The sequence below is a fragment of the Planktotalea sp. genome (assembly GCF_018607995.1).
Classification (GTDB): domain Bacteria; phylum Pseudomonadota; class Alphaproteobacteria; order Rhodobacterales; family Rhodobacteraceae; genus Planktotalea.
Genome location: NZ_JABBAL010000023.1, coordinates 243,113 through 263,098, shown reverse-complemented (window position 1 = coordinate 263,098; position 19,986 = coordinate 243,113). Strand labels below are relative to the sequence as shown.

Below are 19,986 nucleotides of genomic sequence, written 5' to 3'. Positions count from 1 at the left end.
CTCATTTTCATACGCCTTGCATCTGCAAGGGCCTAATAACCGGAAATTCTATGTAAAGTGGCGCTGACTGTCCTCCTCTGAGCGCTCGCGCCGACCGGCACGCTCAGAGGCAGCTAAGAAGCAGTAGGCCAAGCAGAGACTCAGCGCGGGGGCGCTGTGCGTCGATCTGGATATGGCCATTCATGTTCATAAAGATCGTTATACCGCGAATTTGGTTAAGGAAAACCCCCTTTTGGATTGACGAGTTGTTTGTGCGGCTTAGCTGAACGGCATGAAATGGAAAAACGCATTGATCATCGGAGCGTCAGGCGGCATAGGCGCGGCTTTGTCGGAGGCTCTAGGCGCGCGCAGAACGCATGTGTCGGGCCTGTCGCGAAGTGTGGACGGGTTTGATATTACCGACGAGGCATCGGTGGCGCGTATTTTGGGAAATTTGGAACAAACCTTTGATCTGATTATCGTTGCGAGTGGTGCATTAGAGATTAAAGGTGCCGTGCCCGAGAAATCCTTGAAGCATATAAGTGCACAAGCCATGGCCGATCAGTTCGCAGTGAACGCGATTGGCCCAGCGCTGGTTTTGCGACATGCATCGCGTTTGATGGATCGTGCCCAACCCGCGCAGTTCGCTGTGCTGTCGGCGCGGGTTGGTTCCATCGGGGACAATCGCTTGGGGGGATGGTATGCCTACCGCGCCGCCAAAGCCGCGGTGAACCAAATTGTGCACACCGCTGCGATTGAGCTGGCGCGCACGCACAAGCAGCTCGCTTGCGTCGCGTTACATCCCGGCACGGTTCAAACGCCGTTCACGGAGAAGTACGTAGCACGTCATGCGACGGTTCCGGCATCTCAGGCAGCAGAAAATCTGTTGTCTGTATTGGCGAGTTTAGATGCCACTCAAACTGGCAAGTTCTTTGACTGGTCTGGTGCAGAGGTGTCGTGGTGAGGTTGGTTCTTATACTCGGGGATCAGCTTAGTCTTGATCTTGCATCTTTGCGCGCTGCCGACAAAGAGCACGATATCATTGTCATGGCAGAGGTCGCGTCTGAGGCGACATATGTACGCCATCATCCCAAGAAAATTGCTTTTATTTTCAGCTCGATGCGCAAGTTTGCGGCCGCGTTGAAAACCGATGGCTGGAAGGTTTTATACAGCCAGTTGGACGACACACAAAACGCGGGTAGCATTCCGGCGGAACTTTTACGCCGCGCACAAGAGAGCGGTGCGAAAGAGGTGATCGCAACGCGGCCCGGCGAATGGCGTTTGATTGAGGCGTTAGAAGGCACGCCCTTGCAGGTGTACTTGCTTGAGGATGATCGCTTTCTTGCAACACACGCCGAATTTGAGGCATGGGCCGAGGGGCGCAAAGCCCTTCGGATGGAATATTTCTATCGTGATATGCGTCGCAAGACGGGCCTATTGATGGAAGATGGCAAACCTGCCCAAGGCCAATGGAATTTTGATCACGACAACCGTAAAGCTGCACCTAAGGATGTAAGTTATTCTGGTCCTCTCTCGTTTGAGCCTGATGCGATCACCAAAGATGTGCTTGATCTTGTTGCGGCCAGTTTTGGCGACCACTTTGGCACGCTTGAGAACTTCAATTTTGCGACCACGCGCGCAGAAGCGCTACAGGCTTTAGAGCATTTCATCACCCATGCTTTGCTGCGCTTCGGCGATTTTCAGGACGCGATGTTGAGCGAGAACAAGTTTCTCTATCATGCGGTCATTTCGCCTTACTTGAATGCCGGTTTGCTGGGTCCCTTGGAAATCTGTCAAGCGGCTGAAAAGGCCCATAAAGATGGACACGCGCCGATCAATGCGGTGGAGGGGTTCATCCGTCAGATCATCGGTTGGCGTGAATATGTGCGCGGAATCTATTTCCTTGAAGGGCCGGACTATACGCGCCGCAATGCGCTGGGTCATCACCGCGATCTTCCCACACTATATTGGGGGGCGGAGACGAAGATGCATTGCCTCTCCAAGTCAGTGGCTCAAACCCGAGACGAGGCTTACGCTCATCACATTCAACGCCTCATGGTGACGGGGAACTTCGCGTTGCTTTCGGGGATCAATCCCGAACAGGTCCATGAGTGGTATCTGGAAGTCTATGCAGATGCGTTCGAGTGGGTGGAAGCGCCCAACACCATCGGGATGAGCCAGTTCGCAGATGGGGGTATCATCGCCTCCAAACCCTATGTTTCAAGCGGAGCCTATATTAATCGAATGTCGGACTATTGCAAGTCCTGCCACTATGCGGTGAAGGACAAAACGGGCGAAACGGCCTGTCCGTTCAACGTGCTTTATTGGGATTTTCTGATCCGACACGAAGATCGGTTTTTGAACAATCCGCGCATGGGAAATATGTACCGCACATGGAACCGCATGGATGAGACCCACCGCGCAACAGTCCTTCAGGATGCCGCAATTTTTCTAGAAAAATTGGACGCTGGAGAGGCGGTCTAATTCCCTTCTGCCATGGGCTCTACCAATTGGCCGTTGGCCCATTTTCCTGATAAAATCGTGCCGTCCACATAGCGTATTTTGCCTGTGCCTTGGCGTTTTCCATCTAGGAACAAACCTTCATAAACATCGCCCGTCGCGTAACGCGCAACGCCGCGCCCGGTCATGGTGCCAAGCACCCAAGCCCCTTCATAAGAAAATCCGTCTGCCATGCGGAACGTACCATGGCCATTGCGCTGGCCGTCTTTGAATTGACCCCCGTAAATGGATCCATCTGTATATGTGGCAGTGCCATTGCCTGTGATTTGGTTGTTCACCCAAGTGCCTGCATAGCTATACCCATCAGGCCGCGTGAGCGTGCCTTGCCCGTCATGGCGGGCATCTTTGAACTGGCCCTCATAGATCGTGCCGTTGGCGTAAACAGCGCGGCCCGTGCCTTCGATCACATTGGCGACCCATTGGCCATTGTAACCTGAACCGTTAGGGTAGGTGATCTGCCCTTTGCCCTGTGCCAATCCGTTTAGCATTTGGCCCTCATAGACGGACCCGTCAGGGTAGTTCACGCGACCCGCGCCCTCGATCAGACCTTTGCGCCATTCGCCAGAAAAGATGTAACCATCTGTCGCGGTGAACGTGCCAATTCCATGGCGGAGATCTTCCAGAAATTCGCCCTCATAGATATCGCTATTTTGATAGGTGACTTTGCCTTTGCCTTCGCGCCGTCCTGCAACCAATTCACCCTCGTAGAGATCTCCGTTGGGTTGAATGACTTTGCCGAGCCCGCTGAGCTGTCCGCCGCGCCATGGACCATCAAGGATCATCCCGTCGCTTAGCGTAAAAATACCGAGACCTTCGCGTTTGCCGTCCTGGACCTGTCCTTGGTACTCAGACCCGTCAGGGTAAGAGATTGTTGCCGCCCCTTCTTTGACGCCATTCACCCAATCGCCCTTATAGGTATAGCCATCCGCGCGCCGCAGATTGCCTTTGCCATGCTGCTTGCCACCTCTGAAGTTGCCTTCGTAGCGACTGCCATCGGCACTAATCGACACGCCTGTGCCTTGGGGTACACCGTTTTGCCAGCCCCCTTCATAGGTGCTACCATCGCTATAAGTGATGCGCCCGATGCCTTCGGGCTTACCCTTGGCGAACGCTCCTTCGTAAACCACCCCATCTGGAAATTGCGCACGGCCTTCGCCTAAAATTTCACCTGAGATCCATTCGCCGTAATACTCATAGCCATTGGGCAAACGATACGTACCCAACCCATGCTGTAGTCCGTCCTTGAACGTCCCTTCATAGAACCCGCCATCATCATATTGCTTGGTTTGCACACCAGTCGTTTGAGCGCCGACGGACAGCGGTGACAGCGCCATTGCAAATGACGTCATAAGAGCAAGGGATGTGATGCGCATGACAGGCGTCCAGTCCAATAAATCTATCAATTGGCGCGAGTCTAGTTCAGCGCTTGTGCAAAGCCAATGGATTTTCCGACATGTGTCGTGTGCCTCTTTCCCTTACGCGCGGCTAGGGATACATCTGCGTTAACACGTCTTGCTGGAGCACTTGATATGACCGCTGCCACGTCTTCTAATCGTTTTCGCATCACCCTTGGCCAATTGAACCCGACCATGGGTGATATAGCAGGCAACGCCGCCAAAGCACGCACAGCTTGGGAAGCGGGCCGCGATGCAGGCGCTGATTTGGTGGCACTGCCCGAGATGTTTATCCTTGGCTACAACAGTCAAGACTTGGTGATGAAACCAGCGGTTCAAGCCGCATGTTTGGCTGCGATTGAGGCGCTTGCTGTGGAATGCGCTGATGGACCCGCCTTGGCAATCGGTGGCCCTGCGGAAGAGGATGGCAAGCTGTTCAACGCCTATTTCATCTGCCGTGGTGGCAAGATTTCCAGCAAGTCGCTGAAGCATAATCTCCCCAATGAAGACGTCTTTGACGAGGTGCGCATCTTTGACAGTGGCCCGCTTGGTGGCCCTTATTCTGTGGGAAACACACGCATTGGTAGCCCAATTTGTGAAGATGCGTGGCACGAAGAGGTTGCCGAAACGCTCGAAGAAACGGGCGCAGAGTTTCTGTTGGTGCCCAATGGTTCCCCCTATTATCGCGGTAAATTTGATGTGCGGATAAACCAGATGGTCAGCCGTGTTGTGGAGACTGGATTACCTCTAATCTACCTAAACATGGTCGGTGGTCAGGATGATCAGGTCTTTGATGGTGGATCGTTCGCGCTCAACCCCGGTGGCAAACTGGCGATGCAAATGCCTGTTTTTGAAAAACAAATCACCCAAGTTGATCTCACGCGTACAGATGAGGGCTGGCGCGTTGATGGCGGCGAAAAGGCAATTATCCCTGGTCAATTCGAACAAGATTACCGCGTCTGCGTGACGGCGCTGCGCGATTATATGGGCAAGACGGGTTTCAAGAAAGTGCTGCTGGGCATGTCTGGCGGAATTGATAGTGCGCTGGTTGCAACCATCGCCGTAGATGCGCTGGGCGGAGAAAACGTGCGCTGTGTGATGTTGCCTTCTGAATATACCTCTCAAGGCTCGCTCGATGATGCGAAGGATTGTGCTGAACGGATCGGTGCAGAGTATAATTTCGTACCCATCAGCGAGGGGCATGATGCGATAACCACCACACTCGCGCCTTTGTTTGAAGGGTTAGACGCGGATGTTACCGAAGAAAATATTCAGTCCCGTCTGCGCGGTCTCTTGTTGATGGCAATGAGCAATAAGTTCGGTTCGATGCTTTTGACGACAGGCAACAAATCTGAGGTCGCGGTCGGTTATGCAACGATCTATGGCGACATGTCGGGCGGTTATAACCCAATTAAAGACATGTACAAAGTGCGCGTTTTCGAAGTTTGCCGCTGGCGCAATGAAAACCACTTTGAGTGGATGATGGGCCCCAAGGGCGAGGTTATCCCGCCCTCGATCATCGACAAACCCCCGTCTGCAGAACTGCGTCCCGATCAAAAAGACAGTGATAGCTTACCGGATTATCCCGTACTTGATGGTATTTTGGAAATGCTGGTGGATGATGATGCGTCCGTCGCGCAATGCGTCGCCGCTGGATATGATCGCGCGGTGGTCAAAAAGATTGAACACCTGCTCTATATTTCCGAATATAAACGCTTCCAATCCGCCCCTGGCACGCGCCTGTCACGACGTGCATTCTGGTTGGATCGCCGCTATCCGATTGTTAATCGGTGGCGGGATAATTCTTAACGACACCTGATAGGAACGAAATATGTCAGCTTACGACCCTGAAAAGGAAGGCGCGAAAATGTCTTTCTCGAAAGACATGAGCTACATCGATTACCTATCGCTTGATCCCATTCTCGGATCGCAGAAGATGCGATCGAATGCACATGATGAGATGTTGTTTATTATCCAACATCAAACTTCAGAGCTTTGGATGCGGCTAACCTTACACGAACTTTCGACAGCGCGGGACAAGCTAATGCAGGGCGATTACCCGCCTGTTTTCAAAATGCTCACCCGCGTTGCGCGGATATTCGAGCAACTCAACAATGCGTGGGATGTGCTGCGCACGATGACGCCGAGTGAATACACAGAATTTCGTGAAGACCTTGGCGCGTCGTCTGGGTTTCAATCGCATCAGTACCGCTTGATCGAGTTTATTCTTGGGAATCGCAACCGAGCGATGATGAAAGTCCACGAGCACCGAGGTGAACTGCATCATATGTTGGGGCAAGAGTTGACGAAAAAATCGCTCTACCATGTAGCGCTTGATTGTTTAGGCCAAGAGCTTGGAGCAACGTTCCCAAAAGACGTCTATCGGTTAGATCAACCCCACCAAGCAAATGCACAAGTCATGGATGCTTGGACCCAAGTTTACCGTGACCCGAGTGCATATTGGACGCTCTACGAATTAGCAGAGAAGCTTGTCGATCTTGAAGACTACTTCCGCCGATGGCGATTTAATCACGTCACAACAGTAGAACGGATAATCGGTTTTAAACGCGGAACAGGCGGGACATCGGGCGTAAAATATCTGCGCAAAATGCTTGAGGTAGAATTGTTCCCTGAACTTTGGAACATGCGTGGGCAACTATAGTTACCCACGCGCGTCATTGCGTTTGACCGTTTAGCTCGCGGATTTCGCCAAAACCGCATCAATGTCCGCGGCAGAATGGCGGTTTGGCAATTGCTCGTTGTCTGCACCCCACGCCACATTCACAATACGCCCACGGATCACCGCGGGACGCTCTGCAATTTGCTTGGTCCATCGTTGCACGTGGGTGTAGCTCTCCACATCCAAGAACTCGCCCGCCTCATAGGCCTTGCCTTGCGCCAAGCGACCATACCACGGCCAGATCGCCATATCGGCGATGGAATATTCACCACCTGCGAAATATTCATTGTCTGCCAAGTGGCGATCCAGAACATCCATCTGGCGTTTCACTTCCATCGCGAAACGGTTGATTGGGTATTCCATTTTGTAGGGCGCATAGTGGTAGAAGTGGCCAAAGCCGCCCCCAAGATAGGGCGCGCTGCCCATTTGCCAGAACAGCCAGTTAAAGCATTCCGCGCGCGCGTGTTCGGGGATGAAAGCGCCAAACTTCTCGGCGAGATACATCATGATCGACGCGCTCTCGAAAAGGCGCACGGGCGTGTCACCGGAATAATCCATCAGAGCCGGAATTTTAGAATTTGGGTTCATATCTACAAAGCCAGATCCGAATTGATCGCCATCGCCGATCTTGATCATCCACGCATCATATTCAGCGCCTGCGTGCCCTGCGGCGAGTAATTCTTCAAGCAAAACAGTAACTTTCACACCGTTGGGTGTGCCCATGGAATGCAGCTGCAGCGGATGCTCCCCGTGCGGCAAGTCTTTGTCGTGTGTCGCACCCGCGATAGGGCGGTTGATTGAGGCGAATGTGCCACCGCTTTCCTGCTCCCACGACCAAACCTTCGGGGGCGTAAATTCGTCTTGTGTGCTCATGGATTAGCTTTCTGTGTTGGTGAAGAGGTCTTTATAGTCTTCACGTAGGGCATTCTTTTGCACTTTCCCCATCGTGTTGCGGGGGAGTGAGTCACGGATAATGATCTTGCGGGGATGTTTAAAGCGGGCGAGCTCAGCCGCGCACGCGATTGTGATCTGATCAATGTCAGGACCAGCGTCGTCAGGCACGACCATAGCGACAGGGCTTTCGCCGAAATCAGGGTGTGGCACGCCAATCACGGCGCTTTCTTTTACACCGGGCTGGTCATCGATTACCATCTCGATTTCCTTGGGATAGATGTTATAGCCGCCGGAAATGATTAAATCCTTCCCGCGCCCCACAATCTGAACATAGCCGTCGGCATCGATTTGTCCCAAATCGCCTGTGATGAAGAACCCATCCTCGCGCAATTCCTCGCGTGTTTTTTCAGGCATTTTCCAGTAGCCCTTGAAAACGTTTGGTCCACGCACCTCGATCACTCCAATTTCACCTTGAGGTAGGGTCGCGCCGCTTTCGGGATCGCAGATTTTTACCTCAACACCGGGCAGGGGAAAGCCGACTGTCCCCGCCTTGCGGACGCCCTGATAGGGGTTGGAGCTGTTCATGTTGGTCTCAGTCATACCATAGCGTTCGAGAATGCGTTGACCTGTAAGCGATTCAAATTGTGCGTGTGTTTCGGACAACATTGGCGCAGATCCAGAAATAAACAGCCGCATATGTGCGGCCGCCTCGCGGGTGAAGCTGTCATGATCTAGTAGGCGTGTGTAGAATGTCGGGACGCCCATCATGCTGGTCGCGTGGGGCATATGTTTGAGGATCGTATCGGGGTTGAAACTGGGCATGAAGACCATCGCGCCGCCGCACAAAAGCATTACATTGCTCGCCACGAACAGCCCGTGCGTGTGAAAAATCGGCAGTGCGTGCAATAGGACGTCATCGCGCGTAAACGCCCAATAGTCTTTGAGGACCTCGGCGTTCGACAGCAGGTTGTCCTGAGTCAGCATCGCCCCCTTGGAGCGTCCCGTTGTACCGGATGTGTAGAGAAAAGCCGCCAGATTATCACCGCTGCGCGCGGTGATGCTCGTCGTCTCAGGCTGTGAGGTCGCAGCCTCGATAAGCGACCCGCCTCCCGAGCCATCAAGGGTCAAGGCCTGTGCCCCTGTTCGTTCTGCGATTGGTGCGATGCTACCCTCTTTGGACGGGTCGCAAATAACTAACTTCGCGCCCGAGTTTTCGATGAAATAATCCAGTTCGCCCGCGGTGTAGCCCGTGTTTAAAGGGAGGAATATTATCCCCTTTTGCACGCAGGCAGCATAAACGGCCAAAGCCTCTGGGGATTTGTGAACCTGCAACGCAAGGCGATCACCAGCCGATAAACCCAATTCCACCAAGGCACCGCCGATTTGCGCCGCTTTGCGCAAAAACGCGTTGTGGGTCAGAGTGATGCCGTCTTCGAGGTGCAAAAACGGAGTGTTTTTGCCTAGATGAGGGGCGAAAAGCGCATCGAAAAGTGGATTGGTCATAAAGCCTCTTTGGCAGCCTTGCGGATTAGATCGTGCTCAAACTGCCCTTTCACACCAATGCATACAATCCCCAAAGGCGCATTCGGCGGGCTATCTGTGATGTCCCAGCGGTTTCCTACTATGTGCAAGGCTTTGCGCGGGCCATCAGGGATGGGATCAAAGAACCCTTTCGCGCGTGTGATGTGCAACTTTGGATCGGTTAACGCCTTCGCAAGGGGCTAGCCATCAAGCGGATTGGCAAAGAGCAAGGCGATACTGTCGAAAAGCCCATCTGCATGGCCTATTTGTTGGCTTTGGATCGGCGTTGCGCCAAGGCCCAGCGCGATACCAAGCGGTACTTTGCTATGCTCTGATACGATAGTCTTGGTGCGCGGCGCAGTGTTGGACAGCCAGCTTTCGAGGGCGGACAAAGTTGGGACATCCACCAAATCTGCTTTGTTGATCACAGCCAAATCCGCATTGGCCACTTGCCGCAAGATCGTGTCACCAATGTAGTCGTCTAATGCCGCTGTGCGGATCGTTTCCGCATCAACCAACACGACGGTTCCATCCGACGCATACCCTTCAAGTAAAGTCACAGATGCAGCACTTGCTGAGGGGATCGCCACGCCGGAGCATTCGATCACCACCTGATCAGGGCGTACGGACAGTTTGCCAAGCTCGATCAGTGCCGAAAGAACAGCACACGCAGCCCCCTGCGATGGAAATCAAATCATCACCCTTCGCTTCGATCAGATCTTCATCAATCGGGAGCGCGCCAAATTCATTGACCATGACCGCCAGTTTGCGACCCTGTGCGGTGCGCAACAGGTGGTTCACTAGGGTGGTTTTACCCGCAACCAGATAGCCGCCGATGATTGTGACGGGAAGCGGTTCAGACATCTGCTGTGGCAAAGACGCGTCCGCCTTGCACTGTGCCTCAAATTTCGATGTCTTTGAGTTGCTTTGGATTTGCTACGCGTGGATCGCTTTCAAGAACTGCGAAATCTGCGCGTTTGCCCACTTCGATAGAGCCGACAAGCCCGTCCAGATGAAGACTATGTGCGGCCCCCATGGTGATCGCCCACAGCGCCTTATAAACGGTGATTTTTCATGCTTTCCCTGTACACGGTCAGAGCGCGTGAGACGGTTCACCGCACACCACGCTGTGAAGAATGGGCTGAGCGGCGTGATCGGCGCGTCCAAATGCATGGCCAGCGGAATGCCGGAATCCAACGCGGTACGCGCGGCGTTCATGCGAAGTGCGCGATCGGGGCTAACGGTAAGAGTGTAGTGCTCATCCCCCCAATAAAATTGGTGGTTGGCGAAAAGATTGACGCTCATCCCGAGGGCGGCCATGCGGGTAAATTGCGCGCGATCCGCCAATTAGCAATGTTGCAAAACGAAGCGGTGATCGTTTGAGGGGTGCTCCCTCAGTGCGAGTTCCAGCTTTTCAATAGCGAGCTGCGTCGCTTGATCGCCGTTGGTATGCGTGTGGATTTGCAGACCTTCCTCAAGCGCCAATTCGTAGAGCTCAAGCATCTGTTCGGGTGTTACATACCAAAGTCCGTTGGGTGTTCCATTGTGATACCCGGGCCAGCGCAGGCGTGCATAATAACCTTGGATAGATCCATCTGCGACTACCTTGATACGACCCAATGACAGAGGGTCGGTCGAGAGTTTTTTCAAACGTGCGACTTCGGGAACTAGTTCTTTCGGCGACAAGCCAAGGAAAAATCGCAAGGGCACCACACAGGCGGGAACGTTTGGCTCACCCGTCACACGCAGCATCATATCGACAGAGTTGGGATCCAGTTTCGTGGCGAGGTCTGTGACGGTGGTAACGCCCGTGCGCACGCAGAGCCGCGCAAAATCGCGCAAGCCGCGTTCGTCTACATCCGCGATAGATCCCCTCATCCCAACATGTACACTGACAGGGGCCATCGCATCAGGGCCTTTTAGCTCACCCGTTGGCAAACCATCAGCGCCGAGGAGGATACCAGGATGATTGACGCCTTTCTTTAAAAGACTTGCAAGCTCTAGCGCTTTGGAATTCGCGTATAGAATATGCACCGAGGCGTTCAACACACCAATACGTCGGGTCGCGCTAACGGTATCAAGCTGCGCGCGCGTAACGGGTTTGTTTTCCAGATAGATCGGATCAAGCTGCCAGCCCGTTAGTGGCGAATCTGGATCGTCCATTTTGGCATCAGCTGCCTTCAAGGCCTCTAGAACCGCATCAATGCTTGTGTTGCCACGATGGGTCGTGCCGCTTGGGTCCATTCGATCGAAATATCCGCAATACACATAGCGCCATAGCGTGCCCTCCATCGTGTGTGCGTGGCCCTCGACCAGACCGGGGAACAGCACCTTATCAGCGACTGTTCGTCCAAATCATAGGGCCCCAAGTGGCGACCTCCTCCAATGACCCCACGGCCAAAATTCTGCCGTCGCGCACAGCGACGTGCGAGGCGTCTGGCTTTTGCGGGTTCATCGTGATGATGTTTTTGGCAGATTAAACGGTGGTTTTCATGAGCAATCCTCGGGCCGTGCAATTGGGTTAGAGCAGCGTGAGCACGATTGGTTTATGTGCAAACAGATTCTGGCGAATTTGCTCTTTGTTATAGTGATCTCTCTTGTGAAAACCGTGAATGGGTTGGGGTTATGAAACGCTACCGAGTTTTTTTTAAGGGCTTTGAATGTTGGGGGTATAGGCAAACTACCGATGGAAGAACTTCGACGTATCTGCGCAGATTGTGGGTTCGAAAACGTCACAACCTACATTGCCCGCGGCAACATTGCGTTGAGCCGTGCGCTAGATCTGAGAGCTATTGCTCGCAAATTGTCCGCTGCTTTGGAGATTTATGTGGGTAAGCCAGTTGGCGTGTTTGTTCGAAGTCACACTGAGTTAAGTGAAATCGCTTTGGCTACCCCGTTCGTGGAGATCGCTGGCAATAAGGTTACTGCTGTTTTTGTTGACGACGACCCACAAGCATCGATTGACGTCGGCATAAAAGGGCAAACAGATGAAGCTATATTTCCGGGCGCAGGCGTGATCTATGTTCATTACCCGAACGGAATGAGCACTTCAAAACTCAAGCTGATTGGCGCAGCTCAAGGCACCGCGCGCAATATGAACTCCACCTCAAAAATGGTTGCACTTACCGCTTTTGCTTTTCGCTGATCCACAAATTTATAACGCCTTCAACTACAGCGGTGCCATCTCGCCGACGTGCAATGACTTTGATCGGCAAATTACCGGGCACCCAATCGGTGGGGTTGCTGAGGGCTTCGCAGATCAAATCCGTGTCGGCCTTCGCAGGATAGGTCAGCTCCATCCCCTTGGGGATCCAGCGCAAATGGCGTGGGATCGTAGCTTCCGCCAGAAAACCCATCGCCATTTCCAGGCCGTTTGCCACAGCAATTACATGCACGGTGTTGATATGATTTTGAATGGAATAGCGCTTTTTCAAAGCTATCTCGCAATGCCCTGCTTCCAGTTTTTGCACCAAAGGTCGGATCGTGCGGAAATAGGGAGCTTTGCGCGCGGCATAGATGGAGAAAATCTGGCGACCAAAGGGAAGACGCAACAGTTTGTCATAGCTGCGAAGAATGTAGGGTTTGCTCATTTAGGGTTCTCCGAGGTAGACTTGTTTACTTGATAGGGCATGTGCATCAGCCCTGCACCCGTGACGCCACGAAAGGATCGCGAAATGGCGCAGAACAAAACCAAGCAATAGTGGTCGATCCCATTGATTTCATCGACACGGTCGAGCACCCAACCAGCAAAGCAGGTGCCCATGTTTTGCTCGACCTTTTCAAGCATGCTACGAGGTTTGAGTCGAAAATGTGAGGGCCGAGCATCATCGGTTTTGGCCGCTATCACTACAAATATGAAAAGGGTCGCGAAGACGATTTTCTCGCAACAAGATTTTCCCAGCGAAAGTCCAATCTGTCGATCTACATCATACCCGGCTATCAGGCCTACGGCGCGACCATGAAGCGGCTTGGTAAGCACAAACTTGGTAAGTCTTGTCTTTATGTGAACAAGCTTGCGGATATCGATTTGAACGTTCTTGAAGAATTGATCACTGCAGGTTTGAAAGACCTTAATAAGATTTGGACAATGCATCCAGAATAGGCAAATCTGGACATCGGGGTCTGCCTATGACAAAGCGGCCCCAACAGGAGTTCAGCACATGACCACCACTCGTTTCGCGCCTTCGCCTACAGGCTACATCCACGTCGGCAACCTGCGCACAGCCTTGTTCAACTTCATGATCGCAGCCAAATCCGCCGGCACGTTTATTTTGCGTATTGATGACACGGATCCTGTGCGCTCTGAAGAGAAATATGTGGACGCGATCAAGCAAGACCTCGAATGGTTGGGCCTGACGTGGGACAAGGTTGAGCGTCAGTCGGATCGTTTGGATCGCTATGCAGAAACCGCTGACAAGCTGCGTGAAATGGGCCGTTTTTACGAAGCTTTCGAGACCCCCACAGAGCTGGACCTTAAGCGTAAAAAGCAGCTCAATATGGGAAAACCACCGGTCTATGATCGCTCCGCTTTGGGGTTGTCTGATGCGGAAAAAGACGCACTGCGGGCAGAGCGCGGAAGCGGTGTGTGGCGCTACAAGCTTGATCAGGAACGGATTGGGTGGACCGATGGTATCCTTGGTTATACTTCCATCGACGCGGCGTCGGTGTCTGATCCCGTGCTTATTCGCGGTGACGGTCAGGTGCTTTACACGCTCGCCTCCATCGTCGATGACACGGATATGGGCGTCACGAATGTTGTGCGCGGTTCCGATCATGTGACCAACACGGCGACGCAAATCCAGATGATTAAGGCGATTGGTAGCACGGTTCCCGACTTCGCACATCACTCGCTTTTGACGGGTCCACAGGGCGAGAGCCTGTCCAAACGGCTGGGCACATTGGCCCTGCGCGATCTGCGCGAAGCGGGCGTTCAGCCCATGGCGCTCTTGTCGTTACTGGCACGCCTTGGATCGTCACAGCCTGTTGATTTGCGTACGTCTTTGGACGAGCTGATCGAAGGGTTTGACATTTCGCAATTCGGCTCTGTGCCAACGAAATTTGATGTAGATGATCTCTACCCGTTGACGGCGCGTTATAACCACACGCTGCCACTAGCGGCGGTTGCTGATCGTATCGCAGCGCTCGGTGTGCCTGCGGATCAAGCGGGGCAGTTCTGGGATGTTGCACGCGAGAACGTCACGGTGCTTAGCGATCTGTCCGAATGGTCGGACTTGGCACAAAACGGTGCTGATCCGATTATCGAGGCAGGCGACGAAGACTTCATAGCTAAGGCCATGACAATGCTGCCCGACGGTCCCTACACGGAGGCGACGTGGGGTGAATGGACCTCCGCCGTTAAAGAGGCGACGGGGCGTAAGGGAAAAAGCCTGTTCATGCCGCTTCGCAAAGCGGTCACAGGGCGCGAACGCGGACCGGATATGGCGTCGCTAATGCCGCTTTTGCAAGTCATAAAAGCCAAAAGATAAACACATATCAGAGCAAGCTAAATTTTTCACAGGCTCGCTCTTCAAACATGTATAGGTCATGTCTCTTACCGCATCGGTGGGCCTTATGGCGATCTTTCTTGTCGACTTTGTGGATATGATTTTTATCTCCATGCTAGGCAAGGCTGAATTGGCAGCGGCGGTTGGATACGCGGGTGTAATCTTGTTTTTTGCCAGGTCTTTTGGGATTGGCCAAGCGGTTGGCGGCATTGTGTTCGGCTTGTTGTCGGCGTGGCTCGCATGGCGTGTGATGAGCAAGGTTGAGAGCGGGGCAGTCGAAGTCAACAAAGCCGCCCCTTTCGCGCGTGAAGCTCGTCAAATGCAGCATGGGTCTTGGAAGCGCTAAGCGCGTGTGATCGTGCAGTCTAACGCTGACAACGCGTCATCTACGAACTCGGTTTCAAACGTATTTAACGTTTGATGCCGCGGATAACGCGGCGCGCTGCGGTCATTCAGGATCGGTGCTTCCCAGCCGTGGGTTGTCGCAAAGAAAAGCGCGGCACCGGCTTCGCCAAATTCGTTCAGATAGCCCTGCACGACAACGTCGAGATAGCTGAGCAATATAGGATGCGTTTGACTGGCAGCACTATGTTTGCCTTCTGGAATCTCATAGATCACGGTGTTTGATAGCCCGTCCAACGCGACGCGGTCATAAGCGAATTCACGTGCATCCAAGGCGGGCCAATCCGCTTCGGGCACGTCTGCGCTTAATCCATCAATTTCTGAAAGGGGGCTGCGAATGGCGGTGAGAAACGCTACCTCGCGCAACCGTGTGTGCCGCCACGCACGTGCCCAGCCTTTGATCCGTTCTTGTCGAATATTCGGATAATCTTGTGTCGCGCGATTGACCAGACTGCCGTAGCCAAAGAAGCGGGGCGCGGTCATTCTTGAGCTCGCAAAATCTGTGCAGGGCGTACGGTCAAAGGCCGCCACGCAAATGCGAGACCTGAGAGAAGCGACGCCAGAATGCCGCCCAAAATGATTGCCAAAGCGTTGCTCCAAATAATCTCATAGCTGGTTTCCATGATGAACGTGCTTACGGCCCATCCACCTAAAATGCCAGCACCGAGCGCGACAAGGCCAGCGCAGCCCCCCAAGATCGCCGCGCGCAGGGCAAAACTGCTGAGGATTTTATGCCGCGATGCGCCTAAAGTGCGCAGAACTGCGGCCTCGAATGTGCGCGCTTGTTCGCCTGCCGCAGAGGCTCCGATCAGTACAAGAAAACCCGTGAGAAGCGTCGCCGCTGCCCCGTAGCTGACCGCTGTCGCAAGCCCGGCAAGCACACTGGACACCCGCTCAATTGCATCCCCGACGCGGATCGCGGTGATGTTGGGAAACTCCGTGCTAAGGTCGCGCAAGATCTGTGCTTCGCTTTCAGGCGAGGCGTAAACGGTTGAGATAAAGCTGTGCGGCGCACCCGAAAGTGCAGCGGGATTCATCGACATGATAAAGCCTATGCCAGCGGTAGAAAAATCAACCTCGCGAAAGCTTGAAATGGTTGCTTCGATATCGCGTCCTAGGATGTTGATTGTCAGCGTATCGCCCAGCTTTAATCCCATCTCTTCGGCTTCCTCAGCAGCGAAACTGACCAAAGGTAACCCCGTGTAATCGTTTTCCCACCACTCCCCATCCAAAAGGCGTGTGTTGTCAGGGAGTTCGGTCGAGTAGGTAACCCCTCGATCACCCTCTAGCACCCAATGATCTCCCGCAGTCTCGTGCGCGGGCGTGCCGTTAATCTGTGTGATAATCCCGCGCAGCATTGGGGCGCTGTCGATCCGACTGACTGATGGATTGCGGTGTAGCCGCTCAAGGTATCCGGGCATTTGATCCTTTTGGATATCCACAAAGAAATAGGACGGGGCAACACTTGGTAAATCGCGCGAGATTGCACCCCTTAGGTTACCGTCAATCTGCCCAACAGCTGCCAATACTGATAAGCCGAGGCCTAGGGACAATACTACTGATACTGCTTCTTCGCGTGGTCCTGATATTGCGCTTAGGGCCCACCGCAAACTTGGCCGACCCCTTGCAAATCGTGTGGCGCGCTTTGCGATGTTCCGGATCAACAGGGCCGCGAGCATGAGGACGACAAGCGCGCCAAAGATCCCGCCTGCGGTCCAAAGCGTCAGGAATGTTGTGCCCGAAAACCAACTCGCTAAAGCGAGAAGAACCGCAACAAGACTGAGTGTTGCAATGATATAGCGAAGCGCAGGTAAGCGCGCGCCCCCTTGGCCGGCATCGCGAAACAAGGTGGCTGCGCGGATGTTTTCCGCGCGTGATAAGGGCCAAGTCGTAAAGATGAGCGCGGTTAGAACGCCATATGCAGCCGCTTCAAGCAAGGGTTTAGGATATAGCGCGAAGGCTGCGGGAATGGGCAGGCGTTCTGTGATCAGGGGCGCAAGCGCGAGCGGCGCGAATGCCCCGAAGAGCAAGCCAATCGCGATACCAAGCAAGCTAAGCGCGCCGATCTGGATGAAGTAGGTTTGAAAAATCACTGCGCGTTCTGCACCAAGCGCGCGCAGCGTTGCGATGACAGATGTTTTGCCTTTGAGATAACTGTTGACGGCGGAGGACACCCCAACGCCACCCACCGCAAGCCCGGACAGGCTGACAAGCACTAGAAACGCCCCTAAACGATCCACAAATTGCGCCACACCCGGCGCGCCGTTGCGCGCATCTCGCCATCGCAGACCGCTTTGTGAAAACTCTGCTTCCGCCTTTGCACTCAGGCCATCTAGGTCTGCCCCGTCGCGCAGTTTCAAGCGATATTTGCTAGAAAACAGCGTGCCTGCGTCTAGCAATCCTGACATCGCCAATGCCTCACGTCGCACAATGATGCGTGGGCCAAGGGCAAAGCCACCACCAGCACTATCGGGTTCTTCGGTGAGGACCGCGGTTAGCCGAAATTCCTGCGTGCCCAGTTTAAATATGTCGCCGATTTCTAACCCCAAGCGGTCAACCAAGACGCGCTCAATGACCGCGCCGGGGAGGACGCTTTGTTCAGCTAGTGCGTTCGCGATTGGCATGGGCGGGTGTAGGCCGACCTCGCCCATCAAGGGGTAGCTGTCATCGACGGCCTTCACTTGGGTTAGACCGCGTTCGTCTCCAACCACCGCCATTGAGCGGAAGTCGGCGATTTCTGACACGCGTTCTGCGTTATCATCCATCCATGCGCGCTCTTCCTCCGTTGCAAAACGATAGGTCAGTTCCAGTTCCGCATCGCCGCCCAAAAGTGCTGCCCCTTCGCGGACAAGTCCTGCTTCGATTGAGGCGCGCACAGTGCCCACTGCGGCAATAGCTGCGACTCCAAGGGCGAGGCACGCAATGAAAATGCGAAAGCCCTTCAATCCACCTCGTAGTTCTCGGCGTGCGAATGTATAAGCGAGCGCGAGGTTCATGCGGTTCCCTCCTCAATGCGGCCATCGCGCAATCTCACAACTGTGTCGCAACGCGCCGCGAGCGCGTTGGAGTGGGTCACCAAAACAAGCGTCGCGCCGTCGCGCGCTTGCAATTCAAACAGCAAATCCATGATCGAGGTGCCATTGCTTTCATCCAGGTTTCCAGTCGGCTCGTCCGCCAGCAAAATCTGTGGTCGCACAACCATCGCACGGGCCAGAGCGACACGTTGTTGTTCGCCCCCTGATATCTGACACGGGTAGTGGGAGATGCGGTGGCTTAAGCCCACTGTCGCCAGCTCTGCCTCGGCCTTGGCAAATGCGTCCTTGTCGCCCGTAAGTTCCAGCGGAGTTGCGACGTTTTCCAAAGCGGTCATCGTGGGGATCAAATGGAAGGATTGAAACACGACACCCATGGAGGCGCGTCTAAAGCGGGCTAAGCCATCCTCATTCATCGCCGTTAAATCTTGCCCCAATGCGTGGATGCTGCCTGCGCTTGAGCGCTCCAATCCCCCCATGAGCATAAGCAGTGATGACTTGCCTGAACCCGAAGGACCAACCAACGCCAATGACTGCCCTTTTTGCGCATCAAGCGTGATGCCATGTAAAATATCAACCCGACCGGCATTGCCATCAAGCGAAAGAGTTGCATCTTTTAGAGAGATAACAGCGGTCATTTTGTTGGCCTGATATGAGGAGTGGTCCTTTGGGATATGGGTTTTTCACAGCGCTCAACAAGACGATCGGGCCAATTTCGCTGATATTTGTCCTGTTGTTTGGGCAAGTCACACCCGTATCTGCGCAGCCCACCACGATTGTTGCTTTTGGTGATAGCCTAACCCAAGGGTATGGTCTGCGCGCGCCCGACGGGTTTGTGCCGCAGCTTGGAAATTGGCTGGAAGACAACAGTCGTCAAAGAGGCGAGGTACGTTTGATCAATGCGGGCGTGTCCGGTGATACGACGGCTGGCGGTGCCGCGCGGATTGAATGGACGCTGACTGATGATGTTGATGGCATGATCCTTGCGCTCGGGGGGAATGACCTGCTGCGCGGAATTGATCCTGCAAGCAGTCGCGCAAACCTTGAGAGTATTTTGCAAGTGGCGGCACTGCGTGACCTGCCTGTGCTGTTGATAGGGCTCGTTGCGACCAACAACAATGGCCCTGACTATAAGGCGGCGTTTGATCAAATGTATCCAGATCTCGCTGCGACATATGACACACTTTATTTGCAGGATTTCTTTATAGGCCTCTTGCAAGCTGATGGCACGGTTGATCGCCCAGCGGTGCGAGCGCGTATGCAATTGGACGGTATTCATCCCAACAAAGAAGGCGTGCGCGATATTGTGGCGGCCCTCGGCCCCAGCGTTCTTGATCTGATTGATCAGGCGCGCTCAAGGGGTCAGTAGCTTGATGAAAAGCTGATCTAGATAGGCGCTTGCCCCGTCTTGGCGTCGCTCATCCTCGGGCAATAAAACTTCGGTTTGTGCCGCGAAATCAGCGTAGTGCTGGGTGGTGGCCCAGATTGAGAAAAGCAGATGACCGGGATCGCAACGCGCGATTTTTCCTGCGTCCATCCAATTGGAAATAACGCGGGATTGTTCGTCAAAGAGCGGCTTGAGATCCGCCGAAAGATGCGGCCTCATGCGCGGTGCGCCTTGCAAGATCTCATTTGCAAATAAACGGCTTTCGCGCGGCAATTCCAGCGCCATATCAAGCTTGCGGTGCACATACCCAAGTAACTCTTTGATCGGATCGCCGCTCGGGTTCATCTCCTTCAAAGGATCGAGCCAAGTCTTCATGAGTTGGTTTAGCAACGTGACGTGAATGTCTTCCTTACCGCCAAAATAATACAGAATGTTTGGCTTGCTTAGCCCCGCTTGCTTGGCAATCTGATCCAGTGTCGCACCGCGATAGCCATGGCGCGAAAACACCTCAAGTGCGGCGTCTAGAATAAGGATGCGATTGCGCTGTTGAATGCGGCTCGGGGCTTTGGTGCTCGAAGTTGCGGTGTGGGTCACAGGTGTCAAAATCCTACCGGTCCAATGCCCAGAAAAAAGGCGTTCCTAAAGTGTGATCCAATTGCGCAGAGCAAAGGGA

18 protein-coding genes and 3 pseudogenes are annotated in these 19,986 nt (G+C 53.9%); 9 read left to right on the top strand and 12 right to left on the bottom strand.

All coding sequences use genetic code 11. The features are described 5' to 3' along the window. The first annotated feature begins 271 nt into the window (after nucleotides 1-271). Both QZ280_RS09785 and QZ280_RS09780 read left to right on the top strand, forming a co-directional pair. Nucleotides 272-943, top strand: a complete 672-nt coding sequence (locus QZ280_RS09785; RefSeq protein ID WP_293443310.1) for an SDR family NAD(P)-dependent oxidoreductase — start codon at nucleotides 272-274, stop codon at nucleotides 941-943. Further along, entirely contained in the window at nucleotides 937-2,463 is a 1,527-nt protein-coding gene (locus QZ280_RS09780) for a cryptochrome/photolyase family protein (RefSeq protein ID WP_293443307.1), read from the top strand. The genes QZ280_RS09785 and QZ280_RS09780 overlap by 7 nt, the downstream gene beginning before the upstream one ends. Here QZ280_RS09780 and QZ280_RS09775 read toward each other — a convergent pair. Continuing rightward, nucleotides 2,460-3,872 carry a 2-isopropylmalate synthase gene (locus QZ280_RS09775; protein ID WP_293443304.1) on the bottom strand — a complete coding sequence of 471 codons (1,413 nt, stop codon included), beginning with the start codon at nucleotides 3,870-3,872 and terminating at the stop codon, nucleotides 2,460-2,462. The genes QZ280_RS09780 and QZ280_RS09775 overlap by 4 nt on opposite strands. Nucleotides 3,873-4,028: 156 nt before the next feature. Here QZ280_RS09775 and QZ280_RS09770 point away from each other — a divergent pair, with 156 nt between their 5' ends. Continuing rightward, on the top strand, nucleotides 4,029-5,702 hold the full coding sequence (locus tag QZ280_RS09770; RefSeq protein WP_293443301.1) for an NAD+ synthase: 1,674 nt from the start codon (nucleotides 4,029-4,031) through the stop codon (nucleotides 5,700-5,702). A 22-nt stretch (nucleotides 5,703-5,724) separates the two neighbouring features. Continuing rightward, on the top strand, nucleotides 5,725-6,555 hold the full coding sequence (locus tag QZ280_RS09765) for a tryptophan 2,3-dioxygenase family protein (RefSeq protein WP_293443298.1): 831 nt from the start codon (nucleotides 5,725-5,727) through the stop codon (nucleotides 6,553-6,555). A 30-nt stretch (nucleotides 6,556-6,585) separates the two neighbouring features. On the opposite strand, the gene yghU is transcribed toward QZ280_RS09765, so the two are convergent. The 5 genes and pseudogenes from yghU to QZ280_RS09740 all read right to left on the bottom strand — a co-directional run bounded on the left by yghU (nucleotide 6,586) and on the right by QZ280_RS09740 (nucleotide 11,280). Then, nucleotides 6,586-7,446 carry a glutathione-dependent disulfide-bond oxidoreductase gene (yghU, locus tag QZ280_RS09760; protein WP_293443253.1) on the bottom strand — a complete coding sequence of 287 codons (861 nt, stop codon included), beginning with the start codon at nucleotides 7,444-7,446 and terminating at the stop codon, nucleotides 6,586-6,588. A 3-nt stretch (nucleotides 7,447-7,449) separates the two neighbouring features. Further along, nucleotides 7,450-8,970 (bottom strand): malonyl-CoA synthase, encoded by a 1,521-nt coding sequence (locus QZ280_RS09755; RefSeq protein ID WP_293443250.1) that lies wholly within the window; start codon nucleotides 8,968-8,970, stop codon nucleotides 7,450-7,452. Continuing rightward, nucleotides 8,967-9,158 (bottom strand): hypothetical protein, encoded by a 192-nt coding sequence (locus QZ280_RS09750; protein WP_293443247.1) that lies wholly within the window; start codon nucleotides 9,156-9,158, stop codon nucleotides 8,967-8,969. Before QZ280_RS09750 ends, QZ280_RS09755 begins: the two co-directional genes overlap by 4 nt. Before the next feature lie 30 nt (nucleotides 9,159-9,188). After that, a pseudogene (locus QZ280_RS09745) lies at nucleotides 9,189-9,852 on the bottom strand (GTP-binding protein). 37 nt (nucleotides 9,853-9,889) lie between these two features. After that, nucleotides 9,890-11,280 (bottom strand): annotated as a pseudogene (locus QZ280_RS09740) (amidohydrolase). Nucleotides 11,281-11,644: 364 nt separating this feature from the next. Between QZ280_RS09740 and QZ280_RS09735 the strand changes: the two are divergent. After that, nucleotides 11,645-12,133 (top strand): DUF1697 domain-containing protein, encoded by a 489-nt coding sequence (locus tag QZ280_RS09735; protein ID WP_293443244.1) that lies wholly within the window; start codon nucleotides 11,645-11,647, stop codon nucleotides 12,131-12,133. Here the strand turns inward: QZ280_RS09735 and QZ280_RS09730 are convergent. Together QZ280_RS09730 and QZ280_RS09725 are read right to left on the bottom strand one after the other, a co-directional pair. Further along, on the bottom strand, nucleotides 12,111-12,578 hold the full coding sequence (locus QZ280_RS09730) for a hotdog fold domain-containing protein (protein WP_293443242.1): 468 nt from the start codon (nucleotides 12,576-12,578) through the stop codon (nucleotides 12,111-12,113). The genes QZ280_RS09735 and QZ280_RS09730 overlap by 23 nt on opposite strands. Further along, complete coding sequence (locus QZ280_RS09725) at nucleotides 12,575-12,775, bottom strand: hypothetical protein (RefSeq protein ID WP_293443239.1); 201 nt, start codon at nucleotides 12,773-12,775, stop codon at nucleotides 12,575-12,577. Before QZ280_RS09725 ends, QZ280_RS09730 begins: the two co-directional genes overlap by 4 nt. 36 nt (nucleotides 12,776-12,811) lie before the next feature. Between QZ280_RS09725 and QZ280_RS09720 the strand changes: the two genes are divergently transcribed. The 3 genes and pseudogenes from QZ280_RS09720 to QZ280_RS09710 form a co-directional block, all read left to right on the top strand. Continuing rightward, nucleotides 12,812-13,090: a DUF1801 domain-containing protein gene (locus tag QZ280_RS09720; RefSeq protein WP_365734547.1), complete on the top strand. Its 279-nt coding sequence runs from the start codon at nucleotides 12,812-12,814 to the stop codon at nucleotides 13,088-13,090. Between the two features lie 58 nt (nucleotides 13,091-13,148). After that, nucleotides 13,149-14,474, top strand: coding sequence for a glutamate--tRNA ligase (gene gltX / locus QZ280_RS09715; RefSeq protein WP_293443237.1), 1,326 nt, complete (start codon nucleotides 13,149-13,151; stop codon nucleotides 14,472-14,474). 58 nt (nucleotides 14,475-14,532) lie between these two features. Continuing rightward, nucleotides 14,533-14,694 (top strand): annotated as a pseudogene (locus tag QZ280_RS09710) (MATE family efflux transporter); the annotation flags it as partial. Nucleotides 14,695-14,834: 140 nt separating this feature from the next. Here the strand turns inward: QZ280_RS09710 and QZ280_RS09705 are convergent. Genes QZ280_RS09705 through QZ280_RS09695 form a run of 3 tightly spaced genes read right to left on the bottom strand, consistent with a single transcriptional unit; the run spans nucleotide 14,835 to nucleotide 18,564 of the window. Beyond that, a complete protein-coding gene (locus QZ280_RS09705) occupies nucleotides 14,835-15,377 on the bottom strand; it encodes a gamma-glutamylcyclotransferase family protein (RefSeq protein ID WP_293443234.1) in 543 nt (180 codons plus the stop codon). Beyond that, a complete protein-coding gene (locus QZ280_RS09700; RefSeq protein WP_293443231.1) occupies nucleotides 15,374-17,890 on the bottom strand; it encodes an FtsX-like permease family protein in 2,517 nt (838 codons plus the stop codon). The genes QZ280_RS09705 and QZ280_RS09700 overlap by 4 nt, the downstream gene beginning before the upstream one ends. Further along, nucleotides 17,887-18,564 carry an ATP-binding cassette domain-containing protein gene (locus QZ280_RS09695; protein ID WP_293443228.1) on the bottom strand — a complete coding sequence of 226 codons (678 nt, stop codon included), beginning with the start codon at nucleotides 18,562-18,564 and terminating at the stop codon, nucleotides 17,887-17,889. The genes QZ280_RS09700 and QZ280_RS09695 overlap by 4 nt, the downstream gene beginning before the upstream one ends. A gap of 95 nt (nucleotides 18,565-18,659) precedes the next feature. On the opposite strand from QZ280_RS09695, the gene QZ280_RS09690 reads away from it, so the two are divergent. Then, nucleotides 18,660-19,295 (top strand): arylesterase, encoded by a 636-nt coding sequence (locus tag QZ280_RS09690; RefSeq protein WP_293443755.1) that lies wholly within the window; start codon nucleotides 18,660-18,662, stop codon nucleotides 19,293-19,295. Here the strand turns inward: QZ280_RS09690 and QZ280_RS09685 are convergent. Continuing rightward, nucleotides 19,281-19,907 (bottom strand): TetR family transcriptional regulator C-terminal domain-containing protein, encoded by a 627-nt coding sequence (locus QZ280_RS09685; protein ID WP_293443225.1) that lies wholly within the window; start codon nucleotides 19,905-19,907, stop codon nucleotides 19,281-19,283. The two genes, QZ280_RS09690 and QZ280_RS09685, sit on opposite strands and share 15 nt — an antisense overlap. Nucleotides 19,908-19,986: the final 79 nt, after the last annotated feature.